Origin of the sequence: Amycolatopsis echigonensis (genome assembly GCF_002846615.1) — a bacterium.
Lineage (GTDB): Bacteria > Actinomycetota > Actinomycetes > Mycobacteriales > Pseudonocardiaceae > Amycolatopsis > Amycolatopsis echigonensis.
Genome location: NZ_PJMY01000003.1, coordinates 7,715,750 through 7,728,691 on the forward strand (window position 1 = coordinate 7,715,750; position 12,942 = coordinate 7,728,691).

The following is a 12,942-nucleotide window of genomic DNA, read 5'->3' on the forward strand; positions in this document are numbered from 1 at the left end:
GGTCCCATCGTGCGGTCTGAACACTCAGCTTGTCAAGACAGGTTTTCTTGTCGGTAGACCTCGTGCACCACCGAGGCGATCCGCGGGACGACCTGGGCGGCGGCCTCCAGCGGCACGACGTGCCCGACGCCGGGCAGCACGACGGCGTACCCCTGGGCCAGCCCGCGCACGAACTGCTCGACGTCGGCGGGCGCGACAATCCGGTCCCGCTCCCCGACGATCGCCGTCACCGGCAGGTCGCCGGCCAGCGACAACGCGGCCTCGCGCGCATAGGCGTCGAGTGCGGGCCGGAACTGCGCGATGGTGTGCGGCCAGTTGCCGCGGATCATCTTCACGGTCAGCTCGACCAGGTCCGGATCGGGATCGTCGCCGAACAGCCACCAGCGCAGCCCGGCGCTCACCGCGCGGCTCGTGTGCTCGCGGACCAGGCCGTAGAGCTTCGCGCCGAGCACCATTTCCAGGTCCTGCGCGAGCTTGCCGAGCGCGTTGGGCCAGGCCGCGGACGCCTCGGTGGCCAGCCGTCCGGACGACGTCGAGAGCAGGACCAGCCCGCCGGCGCGTGCGGCGAACAGCTCGGGATGCCGCTGGGTCAGCGACATGACGGCGAGCCCGCCCATGTCGTGGCCGACGAGCACGACGCGGCCGTGCGGGACGGCCCGCTCGATCACCTCGGCAAGGTCGTCGGCGAGCTGGCCCATCGTCGCGGTGCCGCGCGCGGCCCGGCCGGATTCGCCGTGCCCGCGGTGGTCGTAGCTGACCACCGCGAGCGGATGCTCGACCGCGTCCGGCAGCACCGGGGCGATCCGGCCCCAGCTGCGCTGGTCGAGCGCGTAGCCGTGCAGCAGCACGACGGTCACGGCCGCCGCCGGGTCGCCCCTGCGCACGAGGTGCAGGGGCGTGCCGTCGGCCAGCCGGAACCCGGGCATCAGGACGAGCGGAGGAACCGGTCCAGCACGCGGACGCCGAACTTCAGCGCCTCCACCGGGACGCGCTCGTCCACACCGTGGAACAGACCGGAGAAGTCGAGGTCGGCGGGCAGTTTCAGCGGTGCGAAGCCGAAGTTGCGGATGCCGAGCTGCTGGAACGACTTCGCGTCGGTGCCGCCGGAGAGCATGTACGGCAGGGTGCGGGCGCCCGGGTCTTCGGCGAGCACCGCGGCGGTCATCGCGTCGACGAGCGCGCCGTCGAACGTCGTCTCGACCGGCGGCAGCTCCATCCACTCCTTCTCGATGTCCGGGCCGAGCAGCTCGTCCAGCTCGCGGTCGAAGGCCTCGATCCGGCCCGGCAGGATCCGGCAGTCGACCGCCGCCTCGGCCACCGACGGGATCACGTTCGACTTGTAGCCCGCGGTGAGCATCGTCGGGTTCGCGGTGTCGCGCAGGGTCGCGCCGATCATCCGGGAGATGTTGCCCAGCTTGGCGACCGCGCCCTCGAGATCGTCCTCGGGGAAGTCCCAGCCGGTGATCTCGGTGACGCCGGCGAGGAACTCGCGCACGGAATCGGTCAGCACCAACGGGAACTGGTGCTGACCGAGCTTCGCCACCGCTTCGGACAGCTTCGTGACCGCGTTGTCGCGGTGGATCATCGAACCGTGGCCCGCCGTGCCGCGCACGCGCAGCTTCATCCAGCGGATGCCCTTCTCGGCCGTCTCGATCACGTACGCGCGGACGTTGTCCTTCAACGTGATCGAGAAGCCGCCGACCTCGCTGATCGCCTCGGTGACGCCCTCGAACAGCTCCGGCCGGTTCTCGACCAGCCACTGCGCGCCGTACTTGCCGCCCGCTTCCTCGTCGGCGACGAACAGGAACACCAGATCGCGCGGCGGCACGATATTGTTGATCTTGTAGTGCCGCGCCAGCGCCAGCGTCATGCCGACCATGTCCTTCATGTCGACCGCGCCGCGGCCCCACACGTACCCGTCCTGGACCGCGCCCGAGAACGGGTGCACCGACCATTCGGCCGGATCGGCGGGGACGACGTCGAGGTGGCCGTGGATCAGCAGCGCGCCCCGGCTCGGATCCGCGCCAGGCAGCCGCACGACGACGTTGTGCCGGTCCTTGCCGCCGGACTCGACATACGTGATCTCGTACCCGGCGTCGGTCAGCTTCTCCGCGACGTACTCGGCCGCGACCCGCTCGCCCACGAGGGTTTCGGGGTCGCCGGTATTGGTGGTGTCGATGCGGATCAGCTCGCTGGTAAGCGTGACAGCCTCGTCCGCGGCGGCGTCGATCAAGTTCGGTTGGGTCACCGGCCATTCCTATCATCCGGCGCGCCACGACGCCGTCGTCCCGGCGAGTGGAACCGAGCACCTGGGCGCGGCGGCCCGAAGTCCGCGGGGACCCCCTCACGGACCACAGCCGCTCAACCGCAACCGATGCGCCCAACAATCGAGGCACCCACCCCCTCCCCCGCACCCCGATACGAAGCCGCCCTGCGGTCGCCGGGTGCTTGTCAAGGCATCTTTCCCGCCTTGACAAGCACCCGGCGACCGTCAGCACAATCAGGCTTCGGGGTGCCCCACCGCACGAGAACACCCGACCGCACCGACTGATCCGCCAGTCAAACCAAGATCGCAACTCCTTGACACACAACGATTCTCCGAAACCGTTACACCCCGACCCCCACAACAGTTGCGATTTTCGCAACACCGGGTTAGCGTCTCCGGCCATGGACGAGACGGAGCAGCTGAGGGAGCGGGTGCGGCAGCTGATCCAGTCCATGCCCGGCGCGCAGCGGGAGTTCGCCGCCGCCATCGGGCTCGACCAGACGAAGCTCTCGAAGGCCCTCAACGGCACCCGCCGGTTTTCGCCGCACGAGCTGGTCCGCGTCGCGGAGTACTCGGGCGTCACGGTGAACTGGCTGCTCAACGGCAGCGACGACGCCAAAACCGTCACCGCGGTCCCGGCCCCCGCGGCGGGGACCGCGAGCGATCCCGACGACCTTGCCCATTCCGAGCCGCGGCGGCGGATCCTCGAGACCGCGTGGCAGCTCATCGCGGAGCGCGGCTACCACCGGGTGCGCATCGCCGACATCGCGCAGGCGTGCGGCACCAGCACCGCGGCCATCCACTACCACTTCCCCACCAAAACCGAAGTCCTCGACGAAGCGTTGCGGCGCAATGTGAAGCTCGCCTTCGACCGGCAGGTCGCCGAGCTGCACGCGGTGCCCGGCGCGCACGACCGGCTGCTGAAGCTGGTCGAACTCCAGCTGCCCACCGAGGGCCTGCTGCGCGCCGAATGGTCGGTGTGGCTGCAGGTCTGGAACGAGGTCGCGCTCGACCCGCGGCTGCGTTCGCTCTACACCGATTCCTACGACCGCTGGTACCAGACCATTCTCATGACCATCCGCACCGGCCAGGAGCAGGGCGTGTTCCGCCTGGCCGACCCCGAGGCCGCCACCGCCCAGCTCACCGCGCTGATCGACGGCCTCGGCATCCAGGTGCTGACCGGGCGGCCCGGCAGCACGGTGGGCGCGATGCGCGCGCACCTGCACGACTTCATCGACCGCTCGATCGTCCAAGGAGCCTGATGAACCACGAGGTCATCGTCACCTGCGCGCTCACCGGCGCGGGGGACACCACCCGCCGGAGCCCGCACGTTCCGGTCAGCCCGGCGCAGATCGCCGAGAGCGCCATCGAAGCCGCCCACGCCGGCGCGGCCGTGGTGCACATCCACGTGCGCGAGCCCGAAACCGGTGCCCCGTCGCGGGACGTCGCGCTGTACCGCGAGGCGGTCCGGCTGGTCAAAGAGTCCGGTGTGGACGTTGTCGTCAACCTCACCGCGGGCATGGGCGGCGACCTCGTCATCGACGCCGAGGACCCGCTCAAGCCGGTCGACGGCACCGACCTGGTCAACGCGCACGACCGGCTCCCGCACGTCGAAGAACTGCTGCCGGACATCTGCACGCTCGACTGCGGTTCGCTGAACTTCGGCGAGGGCAACCAGCTGTACGTGTCCACTCCGGACATGCTGCGCACCGGCGCGAAACGCATCCAGGAGCTGGGCGTGAAGCCCGAACTGGAGATCTTCGACACCGGCAATCTCTGGTTCGCCACGAAAATGGTCGAAGAGGGCCTGATCGACCCGCCGCCGCTGTTCCAGCTGTGCATGGGCATCCCGTACGGCGCGCCGCCGGATCCCGGGCTGCTGCAGGCGATGGTGCACCTGCTGCCGGAAGGCGCACAGTGGGCGTCGTTCGCCATCGGACGCGACCAGATGCCGTGGGTCGCGCAGTCGGTGCTGCTGGGCGGGCACGTCCGCGTCGGACTGGAGGACAACCTCTACCTGGCGCGCGGGGTCAAGGCCACCAACGGCCAGCTCGTGGAGCGCGCGGTGGACATCGTGCAGAAGCTCGGCGCGGACATCGCCAGCCCGGACCGGGCGCGCGAAATCCTGGGGCTGAAGGAGCGCGTCAATGCCTGACGAATCCACTGTGGACACGGTCGCCTGCATCGGAGCCGGAGTCATCGGCGGCGGCTGGGTCGCGCATTTCCTCGCCCAGGGCTTCGACGTCCGGGCCTGGGACCCCGCACCGGACGCCGCGGAAAAGCTGGCAAGGCTCGTCGACGCGGCCTGGCCCGCGCTCACCGAACTAGGCCTCAAACCGGGCGCGAGCCGCGACCGGCTCACCGTCACCGCGACGCTCGCGGAAGCCGTCGACGGCGTGGGCTTCGTACAGGAAAGCGCGCCGGAAGACCTGTCCCTCAAGCAGAAACTGCTCGCCGACATCGATGCGGTGACCGCGCCCGACGTCGTGATCGCCTCGTCCACTTCCGGCTACGGCATGACCGAAATGCAGGTCGCCGCGAAGACGCCGGAACGGCTCGTGGTCGGGCATCCGTTCAACCCGCCGTACCTGATTCCGCTCGTCGAGGTCGTGGGCGGGAAGCTCAGCGCGCCGTGGGCGGTCGAGCGGGCCGCCGCGTTCTACCGGCGCGTGGGCAAGTCCGTGATCACGATGGACCGCGAGGTGCCCGGCTTCATCGCGAACCGGCTCCAGGAAGCGCTGTGGCGCGAAGCCCTGCACATGGTCGCGAACGGCGAGGCGACGGTCGAGCAGATCGACCTCGCGATCACCGACGGACCCGGCCTCCGTTGGCCGGTACAGGGCCCGATGCTCACCTTCCACCTCGCCGGCGGCGAGGGCGGCATGGCGCACATGCTGGACCACTTCGGACCGTCGCTGAAGTCGCCGTGGACGCGGCTCGATGCGCCGGAACTCACCAAGGAGCTGCGCGACGCCGTGGTCGCCGGTTGCGACGAGGAGGCGGACGGGCGGACCATCGCCGACCTGATCGCCGAACGCGACCGGGCGGTCATCGCGATCCAGCGCGCGGTCGGGCAGGCCCGTCGTGGCTGAGTACCGCGACCGGGTCCGTCCGGAGTGGATCGACTACAACGGCCACCTCTCCGAGCCCTACTACGTGCTCGTCTTCGGCGACGCGACCACCGCGCTGATGGACATCGTCGGCCTCGGCCCCGGCTACCGCGAAAGAACCGGGGCGTCGCTGTACACAGTGGAGGCTCACGTGCGGTACCTGCGCGAAGTCGGCGCGGACGCCGAACTCGAGGTGACGACCTCCGTGTTGTCAGTCGGCGCGAAAAAAGTGCGGCTGTGCCACGAGATGCGGGTCGGCGGCGAACTCGTCGCCACCGAAGAGCTGCTGTGCCTGCACGTTTCCGGGGGCCGCGCGACGCCGTTCCCCGCCGAAATCGCCACCGCGCTCGAGACGCATCTCGCCCCGGTCCCGGACTACGCGGGACGTGCCATCGCCTGATCCCTCCCCTCCCCCCGTGAGCGGCGATCCCGGTTCGCGCCGGGATCGCCGCTCACCCACCCGAAAGTCACCCATGGAAGCCCGATGTAAACCGACCAACGTCTCCCGCCGCCGATTCCTGACCACCGCGCTCGCCGGCGCCGCGCTCGCCGGCACCGCTCCCCTTCTGGCCGCCTGCGGCCCCACGGTCGCCGCGGCCGTGCCCTCCGGCCCGCCCAAGCGAGGCGGCGCCCTCCGGGTCGGAGTCACCGGCGGCGGAGCGTCGGACACGCTCGACCCGCACATCCCCGCCACGAACCCGGACATCGCCCGGGTGCTCAACCTCTACGAACCGCTGCTGATGCGCGATCACGACTACCGGCTCCAGATGCTGGTGGCCGAATCGCTGAAGTCCTCGCCGGACGCGCGCACCTGGACCGCCGTGCTGCGGTCGGGCATCCGCTTCCACGACGGCCGCCCGGTGACCCCGGCCGACGTCGTCGCGACCTTCCGCCGGATCACCGACCCGAAGGCCCCGAAGAGCGGCGCGGCCGGGCTGACCATGCTCGGCGAGGTCGTCGCCACCGGCGACCGGACCGTCGAATTCCGGCTCACCACCCCGAATTCCGGCTTCGACGACCTGCTCGGGCAGTACAGCCTCGGCATCGTCCCCGCCGACTTCGACGTCAAGCGCCCGATCGGCACCGGACCGTTCAAGGCCGACACGTTCACCGCCGGCCTGCAGAGCACCTTCGTGCGCAACGAGCACTACTGGCGCCCGGGCGAGCCGTACCTGGACCGGTTGTCGCTCATCAACTTCTCCGACGACGACGCCCGGATCAACGCCTTGCTCTCGTCTCAAGTGGACGCGATCGACCAGGTCCCCGTGGCCCTCGTGGACGTGCTCCGCAGCGATCCGCGGGTCCAGGTGCTGCGATCGGAAACCGGGACCTGGCTGCCGTTCACCATGCGGGTCGACCGGCCGCCGTTCAACGACGTCCGGGTGCGCCAGGCGCTGCGCCTGGTGGTCGACCGCGAGCAGATGATCAACCAGGTGCTCAGCGGGCAGGGCCGGGTCGGCAACGACCTGTACGCGCCGTTCGACCCGGCGTACGACCGGCAGCTGCCGCAACGGAAGCAGAACATCGCCGAGGCGAAACGGCTGCTCGCCGAAGCGGGCAAGCCGAACCTCGACATCGAGCTGGTCACCGCGCCGATCCAGGCCGGTGCGGTCGAGGCCGCGCAGGTGTTCCAGCAGCAGGCCAAGGCCGCCGGCGTGAACGTGCGGATCCGGAAGGTCGACACCACCACGTTCTACGGCGAGAACTACCTGTCCTGGGATTTCGCGCAGGACTTCTGGTACACGCGCAACTACCTGCCGCAGGTCGCGGCCGGCGCGCTGCCGAAAGCTCCGTACAACGAAACCCATTGGAACGACCCGGAATTCACCGACCTCGTCACTCGGGCGAGCGAGACCATGGACGCGAAGGAGCGCACGGATCTGATTCACCGGGCGCAGCGGATCGAGTACGAACGCGGCGGGCTGATCGTCTGGGGGTTCGTCGACCAGGTCGACGCCTACCAGTCCTATGTGGCCGGACTCGTGCCGGACCGGACCGGGATCTCGTTGTCGGGCTACCAGTTCCGCCAGGTCTGGCTCGGCACGGCGGAAGGAGGCACGGCATGACCCGGCTGATCCTCAAACGGCTGCTCGTGAGCCTCGTGGTGCTGTGGCTGGTCACCCTGCTGGTGTTCGTCGCGACGCTGCTGCTGCCCGGCGATCCGGCACGGGCCATCCTCGGCCAGCAGGCGACCCCGGAGCGGATCGCCGCGCTGCAGCACCAGCTGCACCTCGACGAACCGGTCTGGCAGCGCTATCTCTCATGGCTGGGCGGCCTGTTCACCGGCGACCTCGGCACCTCGACCTCGACCCAGGGCCCGGTCACGACGCTGCTGGCGGACCGCGTGTCGGCCTCGCTCGTGCTGCTCGTGCTCGCCGCGGTGATCGCCACCCCGCTCGGGCTCGCGTTCGGCACGTGGAGCGCGATGCGCCGCGGCCGGGCCGGCGACCAGGTCGTCTCCGGCGTCAGCCTGGTGATCGCCGCGCTGCCGGAGTTCGTGATCGGCGTCGCCCTCATCGTCCTCTTCGCGACGACGGTGTTCCGCGTCCTGCCCTCGGTCACGCTCACGCCGCCAGGCGAAGCGGTCTGGGCGCAGCCGAGCCAGCTCGTCCTGCCGGTGCTCACCCTCGTGCTCGTCGTGACGCCGTACATCACGCGGATGATGCGCGCGACGATGGGCGAGGTCCTCGAATCCGGCTACGTGGAAATGGCGCGGCTCAAGGGAATGCGCGAGCGGACGGTGCTGCTGCGGCACGCCTTGCCGCACGCGGTCGGGCCGGTCGCGCAGGTCGTCGCGATCCAGCTGGCCTGGCTGGCCGGCGGCGTCGTGGTGGTCGAATTCCTGTTCCGCTACCCGGGCATCGGCCAGGCGCTGATCGACGCGGTCGGCAAACGCGACGTCGCCGTGGTCCAGGCGGTGACGCTGCTGATCGCCGCGGTCTACATCGTGGTGAACCTGCTGGCCGACGTGATCGGCATCCTCGCCGACCCCAAGCTCCGGACGGAGGCAGTGCGATGACCGCGGTCGAAGAAGAACAGGTGGTGCCCGCCGTCGCGGAGACGCCGCCGCGCGCGGCCGGGCTGATCCGTGCCGCTTGGTCGTTCCCGCAGGCCAAGGTCGGTGCGGCGCTGGCCGGAATCGTGATTCTCGTGGCGCTGCTGGGCCCGTGGCTCGGACCGGTTCTCACCGGGCACAGCACCACGGACTTCGCCGGAAAGCCGTTCAAACCGGACGGGATCGCGGGCACCGACGGCCTCGGCCGCGACGTTCTCACCCGCTTCCTCGCCGGCGGCACCACGCTGCTGCTGTACGCGGTGCTGGCCACCGCTCTCGGCATCGTGCTCGGCGCGCTCATCGGCATGATCGCCGGGTACGGCGGCGGCTGGCTGGACAGCCTGCTGATGCGCGGCAACGACGTGCTGCTGTCGTTCCCGCAGCTGGTCATCGCGCTGCTGGCGATCGCGGTCATCGGTCCGAAGGGCTGGCTGCTGGTGCTGGTCATCGGTCTGACGCACGCGCCGCGGACCGCGCGGGTCGCCCGGCAGGCGACGGTCTCGGTGCGCAACCACGACTACATCCGCGCGGCCGAGATGTACGCCGTGCCGCGCAGCCGGATCCTGCTGCGCGAGATCCTGCCGAACATCACCGGCCCGCTGATGGTGGAGCTGGGGCTGCGGCTGACCTATTCGATCGGCTACATCGCCTCGCTGTCGTTCCTCGGGCTCGGCATCCAGCCGCCGGCCGCGGACTGGGGCCTGATGATCAACGAGAACCGGATCGCGCTCGTCGTGCAGCCGTGGGGCGTGCTGCTCCCGGTGGCCGCGATCGCGGTGCTGGCCGTCGGCACGAACCTCGTCGCCGATTCGCTCGCCTCGGCCGCGGCCGGGCGGACCCGGGAGGCACGCGCATGACCAAGGCTCTGGAGGTGACCGGGCTGGCCGTGCGCACCGCGGCGGGCCGTCCGGTGCTGCATTCGGTGTCCTACGAGATCGCTCCCGGCGAGGTCCTCGCGCTGGTCGGGGAATCCGGTTCCGGCAAGACGACCGCCGGATTGGCCGCGCTCGGCCATTTCCGCCGCGGGCTGGTGTCCGGCGGCGGCAAGGTGGTGCTGCATCCACGCGAGGGCGAACCGGTCGACGTCTTGTCGCTCGACGACGCCGCACGACGCCAGTTGCGGGGCAACGCGGTCGCGTACATCCCGCAGGACCCGGCGCTGTCGCTGAACCCGGCGCTGCGGGTCGGGCGGCAGATCGCCGAGGTGCTGGAAACGCACGGCTACGCCGGGTCCGCCGACGAGCGAGTGGCCGAGGTGCTGGCCGAGGTCGGGCTGCCGTCCGACGAGGCCTACCAGCGGCGGTACCCGCATCAGCTGTCCGGCGGGCAGCAGCAGCGGGTCGGCATCGCGATGGCGTTCGCGTGCCGCCCGAGCGTGGTCGTGCTGGACGAGCCGACCACCGGCCTCGATGTGAAGACGCAGGCTTTGGTGCTGGAGACGGTCCGGCAGCTGACGTCCGAGCACGGCGTCGCGGCGCTCTACATCACGCACGACCTCGCCGTGGTGGCACAGCTCGCCGACCGGGTTGCCGTGATGTACCAAGGAAATCTGGTCGAATGCGGCGTCGCTGAGGAAGTACTGCGGCGGCCGAAGCACGCGTACACGAAGCGGCTGCTCGCGGCGGTGCCCGACCTCGGTGCGCAACCCGCCCCTGCTCCCCCGCCGGACGACGCGGTGCTGGCCGCACGCGACATCCGGGTGTCGTACGGGCTGCAGAAGGTGTTGCGCGGCATCGATCTCGCGGTGACGCGCGGGGAAAGCGTGATGCTGCTCGGCGAGTCCGGTTCCGGCAAAACCACGCTGTCGCAGTGCATCGCCGGACTGAACCGCGGTTTCAGCGGCACGGTCGCGCTCGAAGGAACCCCGCTCGCTCCGGCCGCCCGGCAGCGCAGCACCGACGAGCTGCGGCGGATCCAGTACGTTTTCCAGAGCCCGTTCTCGTCGCTGAACCCGCGCAAGACGATCGCGCAGTCGATCGAGGTTCCGCTGGTGCGCTTGACGTCCCTCTCCCGCACTGAGCGCCGTAAACGCGTCGCCGAGACGTTGGACCGGGTCCGCTTGCGGCAAGACCTCGCGAACCGGCTGCCGGACCAGCTCAGCGGCGGCGAACGCCAACGCGCCGCGATCGCCCGCGCGCTCGTGACCACGCCGGACGTCCTGGTGTGCGACGAGGTCACCTCCGCGCTGGACGTCTCCGTGCAGGCGACCATCGTCGAGCTGCTCGGCGAGCTGCGCCGGGAACTCGGCATGGCGATGCTGTTCGTGACGCACAACATCGCCCTCGCCCCGGAGGTGGCGGACCGGATCGCGGTCCTGCGCGGCGGCGAGATCGTCGAGGAAGGGCCCGTCGAAGCGGTGCTGAACTCCCCGTCGCACGAGTACACCAGCGAACTTCTGGCCACGACGCCAAGGCTGTGAGGAGCAGGATGACTGTCCATGGTGCGGTGAAGCCCGGTTACGAGGGCGTGCGGGAAGCGTTCGGCGACATCATCGAGGCGACCACCGGCGGAGCCGCGTTCAGCGTGTTCCGCGACGGCGCTCCGGTGGTGGAGCTGTGGGGCGGTTCAGCGGCGGACGGCGTGCCGTGGACCGAGGACACCCGCGCCGTGTTGTTCAGCGGCACCAAGGGCGTGGTCGCGACCGTCCTGGCGATGCTGACCGCACAGGGGAAGCTGGACCCGGACGAACGCGTCGCCCGCTACTGGCCGGAGTTCGCCGCGGCGGGCAAGGAGGAGGTGCCGGTCTCGCAGGTGCTGTCGCACACCGTCGGCCTGCCCTACGTCGAACCCGATCTGCCCATGCTGGACAACGCGGCGAACGCCCGTGCCCTCGCCGCCCAGCGTCCATTGTGGACTCCGGGCAGGCAGGTCGCGTACCACGCGCTCACCTACGGCTACCTGGCCACGGAACTGGCCCGGCGCGTCACCGGAGCCGACCTGGGCACGCTGGTGCGCGACCTCCTCGCCGGACCGCACGGCCTCGACCTGCGGCTCGGCACCCCGCCGTCCGTCCCGGTCGCCACGCTGCGGCGCGCGCCCGGGTACCGGATCAGCACGTTCCTGAAGGACGAGGAACGCCGCCGGATCGTCGAACGGATGTACCGCGGCCTGCTCGATTCGGGCGACTCGATGAACTCGCCGGAGTACCGCGGCGCGACGCTGGCGGCAGGCGGCGCAGTCGGCACCGCGACCGCGATGGCCCGCTTGTACGACCTGCTGCGCTCCGGCGAACTCGTCCCGGACGACGTCCTCGCCCAGGCCACTCGCACCTGGTCCGAAGGCATCGACGCGATCAATGACCGCCCGCTGCGCTTCGGCCTGGGTTTCGAACTGGCCGACCCGATCGGCACCTACGGCCCCGCCGCGGCCGACCCCGCCGCCTTCGGACACTCCGGTGCCGGCGGCGGCCGCCACGGCGCGTGGCCGACCCGGGGGTTGTCGTTCTCCTTCGTGCCGAACGAACTCCAGGCCGAGGACGTCGACCACCGGGCTTCCTCGCTGCTGGAGGCGCTGCACGAGGCCGCCTGACCTACCGTGGACGCATGCGGATCGTGTCCCTGCTGCCCGCCGCCACCGACCTGGTCGCCACTCTCGGCAAGGCGGGCGATCTCGTCGGCCGCACGCACGAATGCGACTGGCCCGCCGAGATCGCGTCGGTGCCGGTGGTGACCGCCGCGGACCTCGACTCCGACACGCTGACCAGCCGGGAGATCTCCACCGCCGTCGGCTCGTCCCACCAAGGCTCGTCGCTCTACTCAGTCGATCTCGACCGGCTGGCCGCGCTCGCGCCCGACCTCGTGCTCACCCAAGACCTGTGCGAGGTCTGCGCGGTGTCCTACACCCGCGTCGCCGCCGCGGTGCGGATGCTCGACGCCGGACCGCGCGTGCTCAGCCTCGAACCGCGCACCCTGGACGAGGTTCTCGACTGCCTGACCACCCTCGGCGACGCACTGGGCGTGCCGGAGGTCGCCGCCGCCCGCGTCGCCGAACTCCGCAGCCGGCTCGCCGCTGTCCGCCGCCAGGTCGCCGGGCTGCCGCGGCCCCGGGTGGTCGCGCTGGAATGGCTCGATCCGCTCTGGCCGGCCGGACACTGGGTGCCCGAGCAGATCTCCGCCGCGGGCGGCGCCCCGTCGCTCGCGGAACCGGGCGAGCACACCCACCCGATGACGTGGGACGCCGTGGTCGCCGCCCGCCCGGACGTCCTGCTCGTCCTTCCCTGCGGCTTCTCGCCGGACCGGACCGAGACCGAACTGGACGTCCTCACCTTGCGCCCGGGCTGGGCCGACCTGCCCGCCGTCCGGAACAACCGCGTCTGGCTGCTCGACGGTCCGGCCTACTTCAACCGCCCCGGCCCGCGAGTGGTGCGCGGCGCGGAAATCCTCGCGACGGTTCTGCACGACCGGCCCGCCGATCCCCCGGTCAGCCCTGCCGAAGCCCGGCGGATCTGACCCTTCTCACCCGGCTCCCGAAAACATCGCCCGACCGGGAAGCCGCAGACCCCCGTTCGTGTT

12 protein-coding genes are annotated in these 12,942 nt (G+C 70.7%); 10 read left to right on the plus strand and 2 right to left on the minus strand.

Annotated features, from left to right (window positions below):
• Positions 1 to 32: 32 nt before the first annotated feature.
• Both ATK30_RS41420 and ATK30_RS41425 read right to left on the minus strand, forming a co-directional pair.
• The gene (locus tag ATK30_RS41420) at positions 33 to 926 is read right to left on the minus strand and encodes an alpha/beta fold hydrolase (protein WP_101440130.1); all 894 of its coding nucleotides are present in this window, start codon (positions 924 to 926) and stop codon (positions 33 to 35) included.
• Positions 926 to 2,248 (minus strand): M20/M25/M40 family metallo-hydrolase, encoded by a 1,323-nt coding sequence (locus ATK30_RS41425; RefSeq protein ID WP_101440131.1) that lies wholly within the window; start codon positions 2,246 to 2,248, stop codon positions 926 to 928. The genes ATK30_RS41420 and ATK30_RS41425 overlap by 1 nt, the downstream gene beginning before the upstream one ends.
• A 419-nt stretch (positions 2,249 to 2,667) precedes the next feature.
• Between ATK30_RS41425 and ATK30_RS41430 the strand changes: the two genes are divergently transcribed.
• From ATK30_RS41430 to ATK30_RS41475, 10 genes are all read left to right on the plus strand, one after another.
• Positions 2,668 to 3,528 (plus strand): TetR/AcrR family transcriptional regulator, encoded by an 861-nt coding sequence (locus ATK30_RS41430; protein ID WP_101440132.1) that lies wholly within the window; start codon positions 2,668 to 2,670, stop codon positions 3,526 to 3,528.
• Positions 3,528 to 4,421 carry a beta-keto acid cleavage family enzyme gene (locus ATK30_RS41435; protein WP_101440133.1) on the plus strand — a complete coding sequence of 298 codons (894 nt, stop codon included), beginning with the start codon at positions 3,528 to 3,530 and terminating at the stop codon, positions 4,419 to 4,421. The genes ATK30_RS41430 and ATK30_RS41435 overlap by 1 nt, the downstream gene beginning before the upstream one ends.
• The gene (locus ATK30_RS41440) at positions 4,414 to 5,358 is read left to right on the plus strand and encodes a 3-hydroxyacyl-CoA dehydrogenase NAD-binding domain-containing protein (RefSeq protein ID WP_101440134.1); all 945 of its coding nucleotides are present in this window, start codon (positions 4,414 to 4,416) and stop codon (positions 5,356 to 5,358) included. Before ATK30_RS41435 ends, ATK30_RS41440 begins: the two co-directional genes overlap by 8 nt.
• Positions 5,351 to 5,776: a thioesterase family protein gene (locus ATK30_RS41445; protein WP_101440135.1), complete on the plus strand. Its 426-nt coding sequence runs from the start codon at positions 5,351 to 5,353 to the stop codon at positions 5,774 to 5,776. The genes ATK30_RS41440 and ATK30_RS41445 overlap by 8 nt, the downstream gene beginning before the upstream one ends.
• Before the next feature lie 73 nt (positions 5,777 to 5,849).
• Positions 5,850 to 7,442, plus strand: a complete 1,593-nt coding sequence (locus tag ATK30_RS41450; RefSeq protein ID WP_101440136.1) for an ABC transporter substrate-binding protein — start codon at positions 5,850 to 5,852, stop codon at positions 7,440 to 7,442.
• Positions 7,439 to 8,395, plus strand: coding sequence for an ABC transporter permease (locus ATK30_RS41455; protein WP_101440137.1), 957 nt, complete (start codon positions 7,439 to 7,441; stop codon positions 8,393 to 8,395). The genes ATK30_RS41450 and ATK30_RS41455 overlap by 4 nt, the downstream gene beginning before the upstream one ends.
• On the plus strand, positions 8,392 to 9,288 hold the full coding sequence (locus tag ATK30_RS41460) for an ABC transporter permease (protein ID WP_101440138.1): 897 nt from the start codon (positions 8,392 to 8,394) through the stop codon (positions 9,286 to 9,288). Before ATK30_RS41455 ends, ATK30_RS41460 begins: the two co-directional genes overlap by 4 nt.
• Entirely contained in the window at positions 9,285 to 10,850 is a 1,566-nt protein-coding gene (locus ATK30_RS41465; RefSeq protein WP_101440139.1) for an ABC transporter ATP-binding protein, read from the plus strand. The genes ATK30_RS41460 and ATK30_RS41465 overlap by 4 nt, the downstream gene beginning before the upstream one ends.
• An 8-nt stretch (positions 10,851 to 10,858) precedes the next feature.
• Positions 10,859 to 11,959, plus strand: coding sequence for a serine hydrolase domain-containing protein (locus tag ATK30_RS41470; protein WP_101440140.1), 1,101 nt, complete (start codon positions 10,859 to 10,861; stop codon positions 11,957 to 11,959).
• 14 nt (positions 11,960 to 11,973) lie between these two features.
• Positions 11,974 to 12,879 (plus strand): cobalamin-binding protein, encoded by a 906-nt coding sequence (locus ATK30_RS41475; RefSeq protein ID WP_101440141.1) that lies wholly within the window; start codon positions 11,974 to 11,976, stop codon positions 12,877 to 12,879.
• The last annotated feature ends 63 nt before the right edge of the window (positions 12,880 to 12,942 follow it).

Bases quoted from the DNA above. Each gene is read 5' to 3' on its own strand.
- ATK30_RS41455 (WP_101440137.1), top strand. From the start codon at position 7,439: ATGACCCGGCTGATCCTCAAACGGCTGCTCGTGAGCCTCGTGGTGCTG.
- ATK30_RS41450 (WP_101440136.1), top strand. From the start codon at position 5,850: ATGGAAGCCCGATGTAAACCGACCAACGTCTCCCGCCGCCGATTCCTG.
- ATK30_RS41430 (WP_101440132.1), top strand. From the start codon at position 2,668: ATGGACGAGACGGAGCAGCTGAGGGAGCGGGTGCGGCAGCTGATCCAG.
- ATK30_RS41440 (WP_101440134.1), top strand. From the start codon at position 4,414: ATGCCTGACGAATCCACTGTGGACACGGTCGCCTGCATCGGAGCCGGA.
- ATK30_RS41475 (WP_101440141.1), top strand. From the start codon at position 11,974: ATGCGGATCGTGTCCCTGCTGCCCGCCGCCACCGACCTGGTCGCCACT.
- ATK30_RS41435 (WP_101440133.1), top strand. From the start codon at position 3,528: ATGAACCACGAGGTCATCGTCACCTGCGCGCTCACCGGCGCGGGGGAC.
- ATK30_RS41465 (WP_101440139.1), top strand. From the start codon at position 9,285: ATGACCAAGGCTCTGGAGGTGACCGGGCTGGCCGTGCGCACCGCGGCG.
- ATK30_RS41420 (WP_101440130.1), bottom strand. From the start codon at position 926: ATGCCCGGGTTCCGGCTGGCCGACGGCACGCCCCTGCACCTCGTGCGC.
- ATK30_RS41470 (WP_101440140.1), top strand. From the start codon at position 10,859: ATGACTGTCCATGGTGCGGTGAAGCCCGGTTACGAGGGCGTGCGGGAA.
- ATK30_RS41460 (WP_101440138.1), top strand. From the start codon at position 8,392: ATGACCGCGGTCGAAGAAGAACAGGTGGTGCCCGCCGTCGCGGAGACG.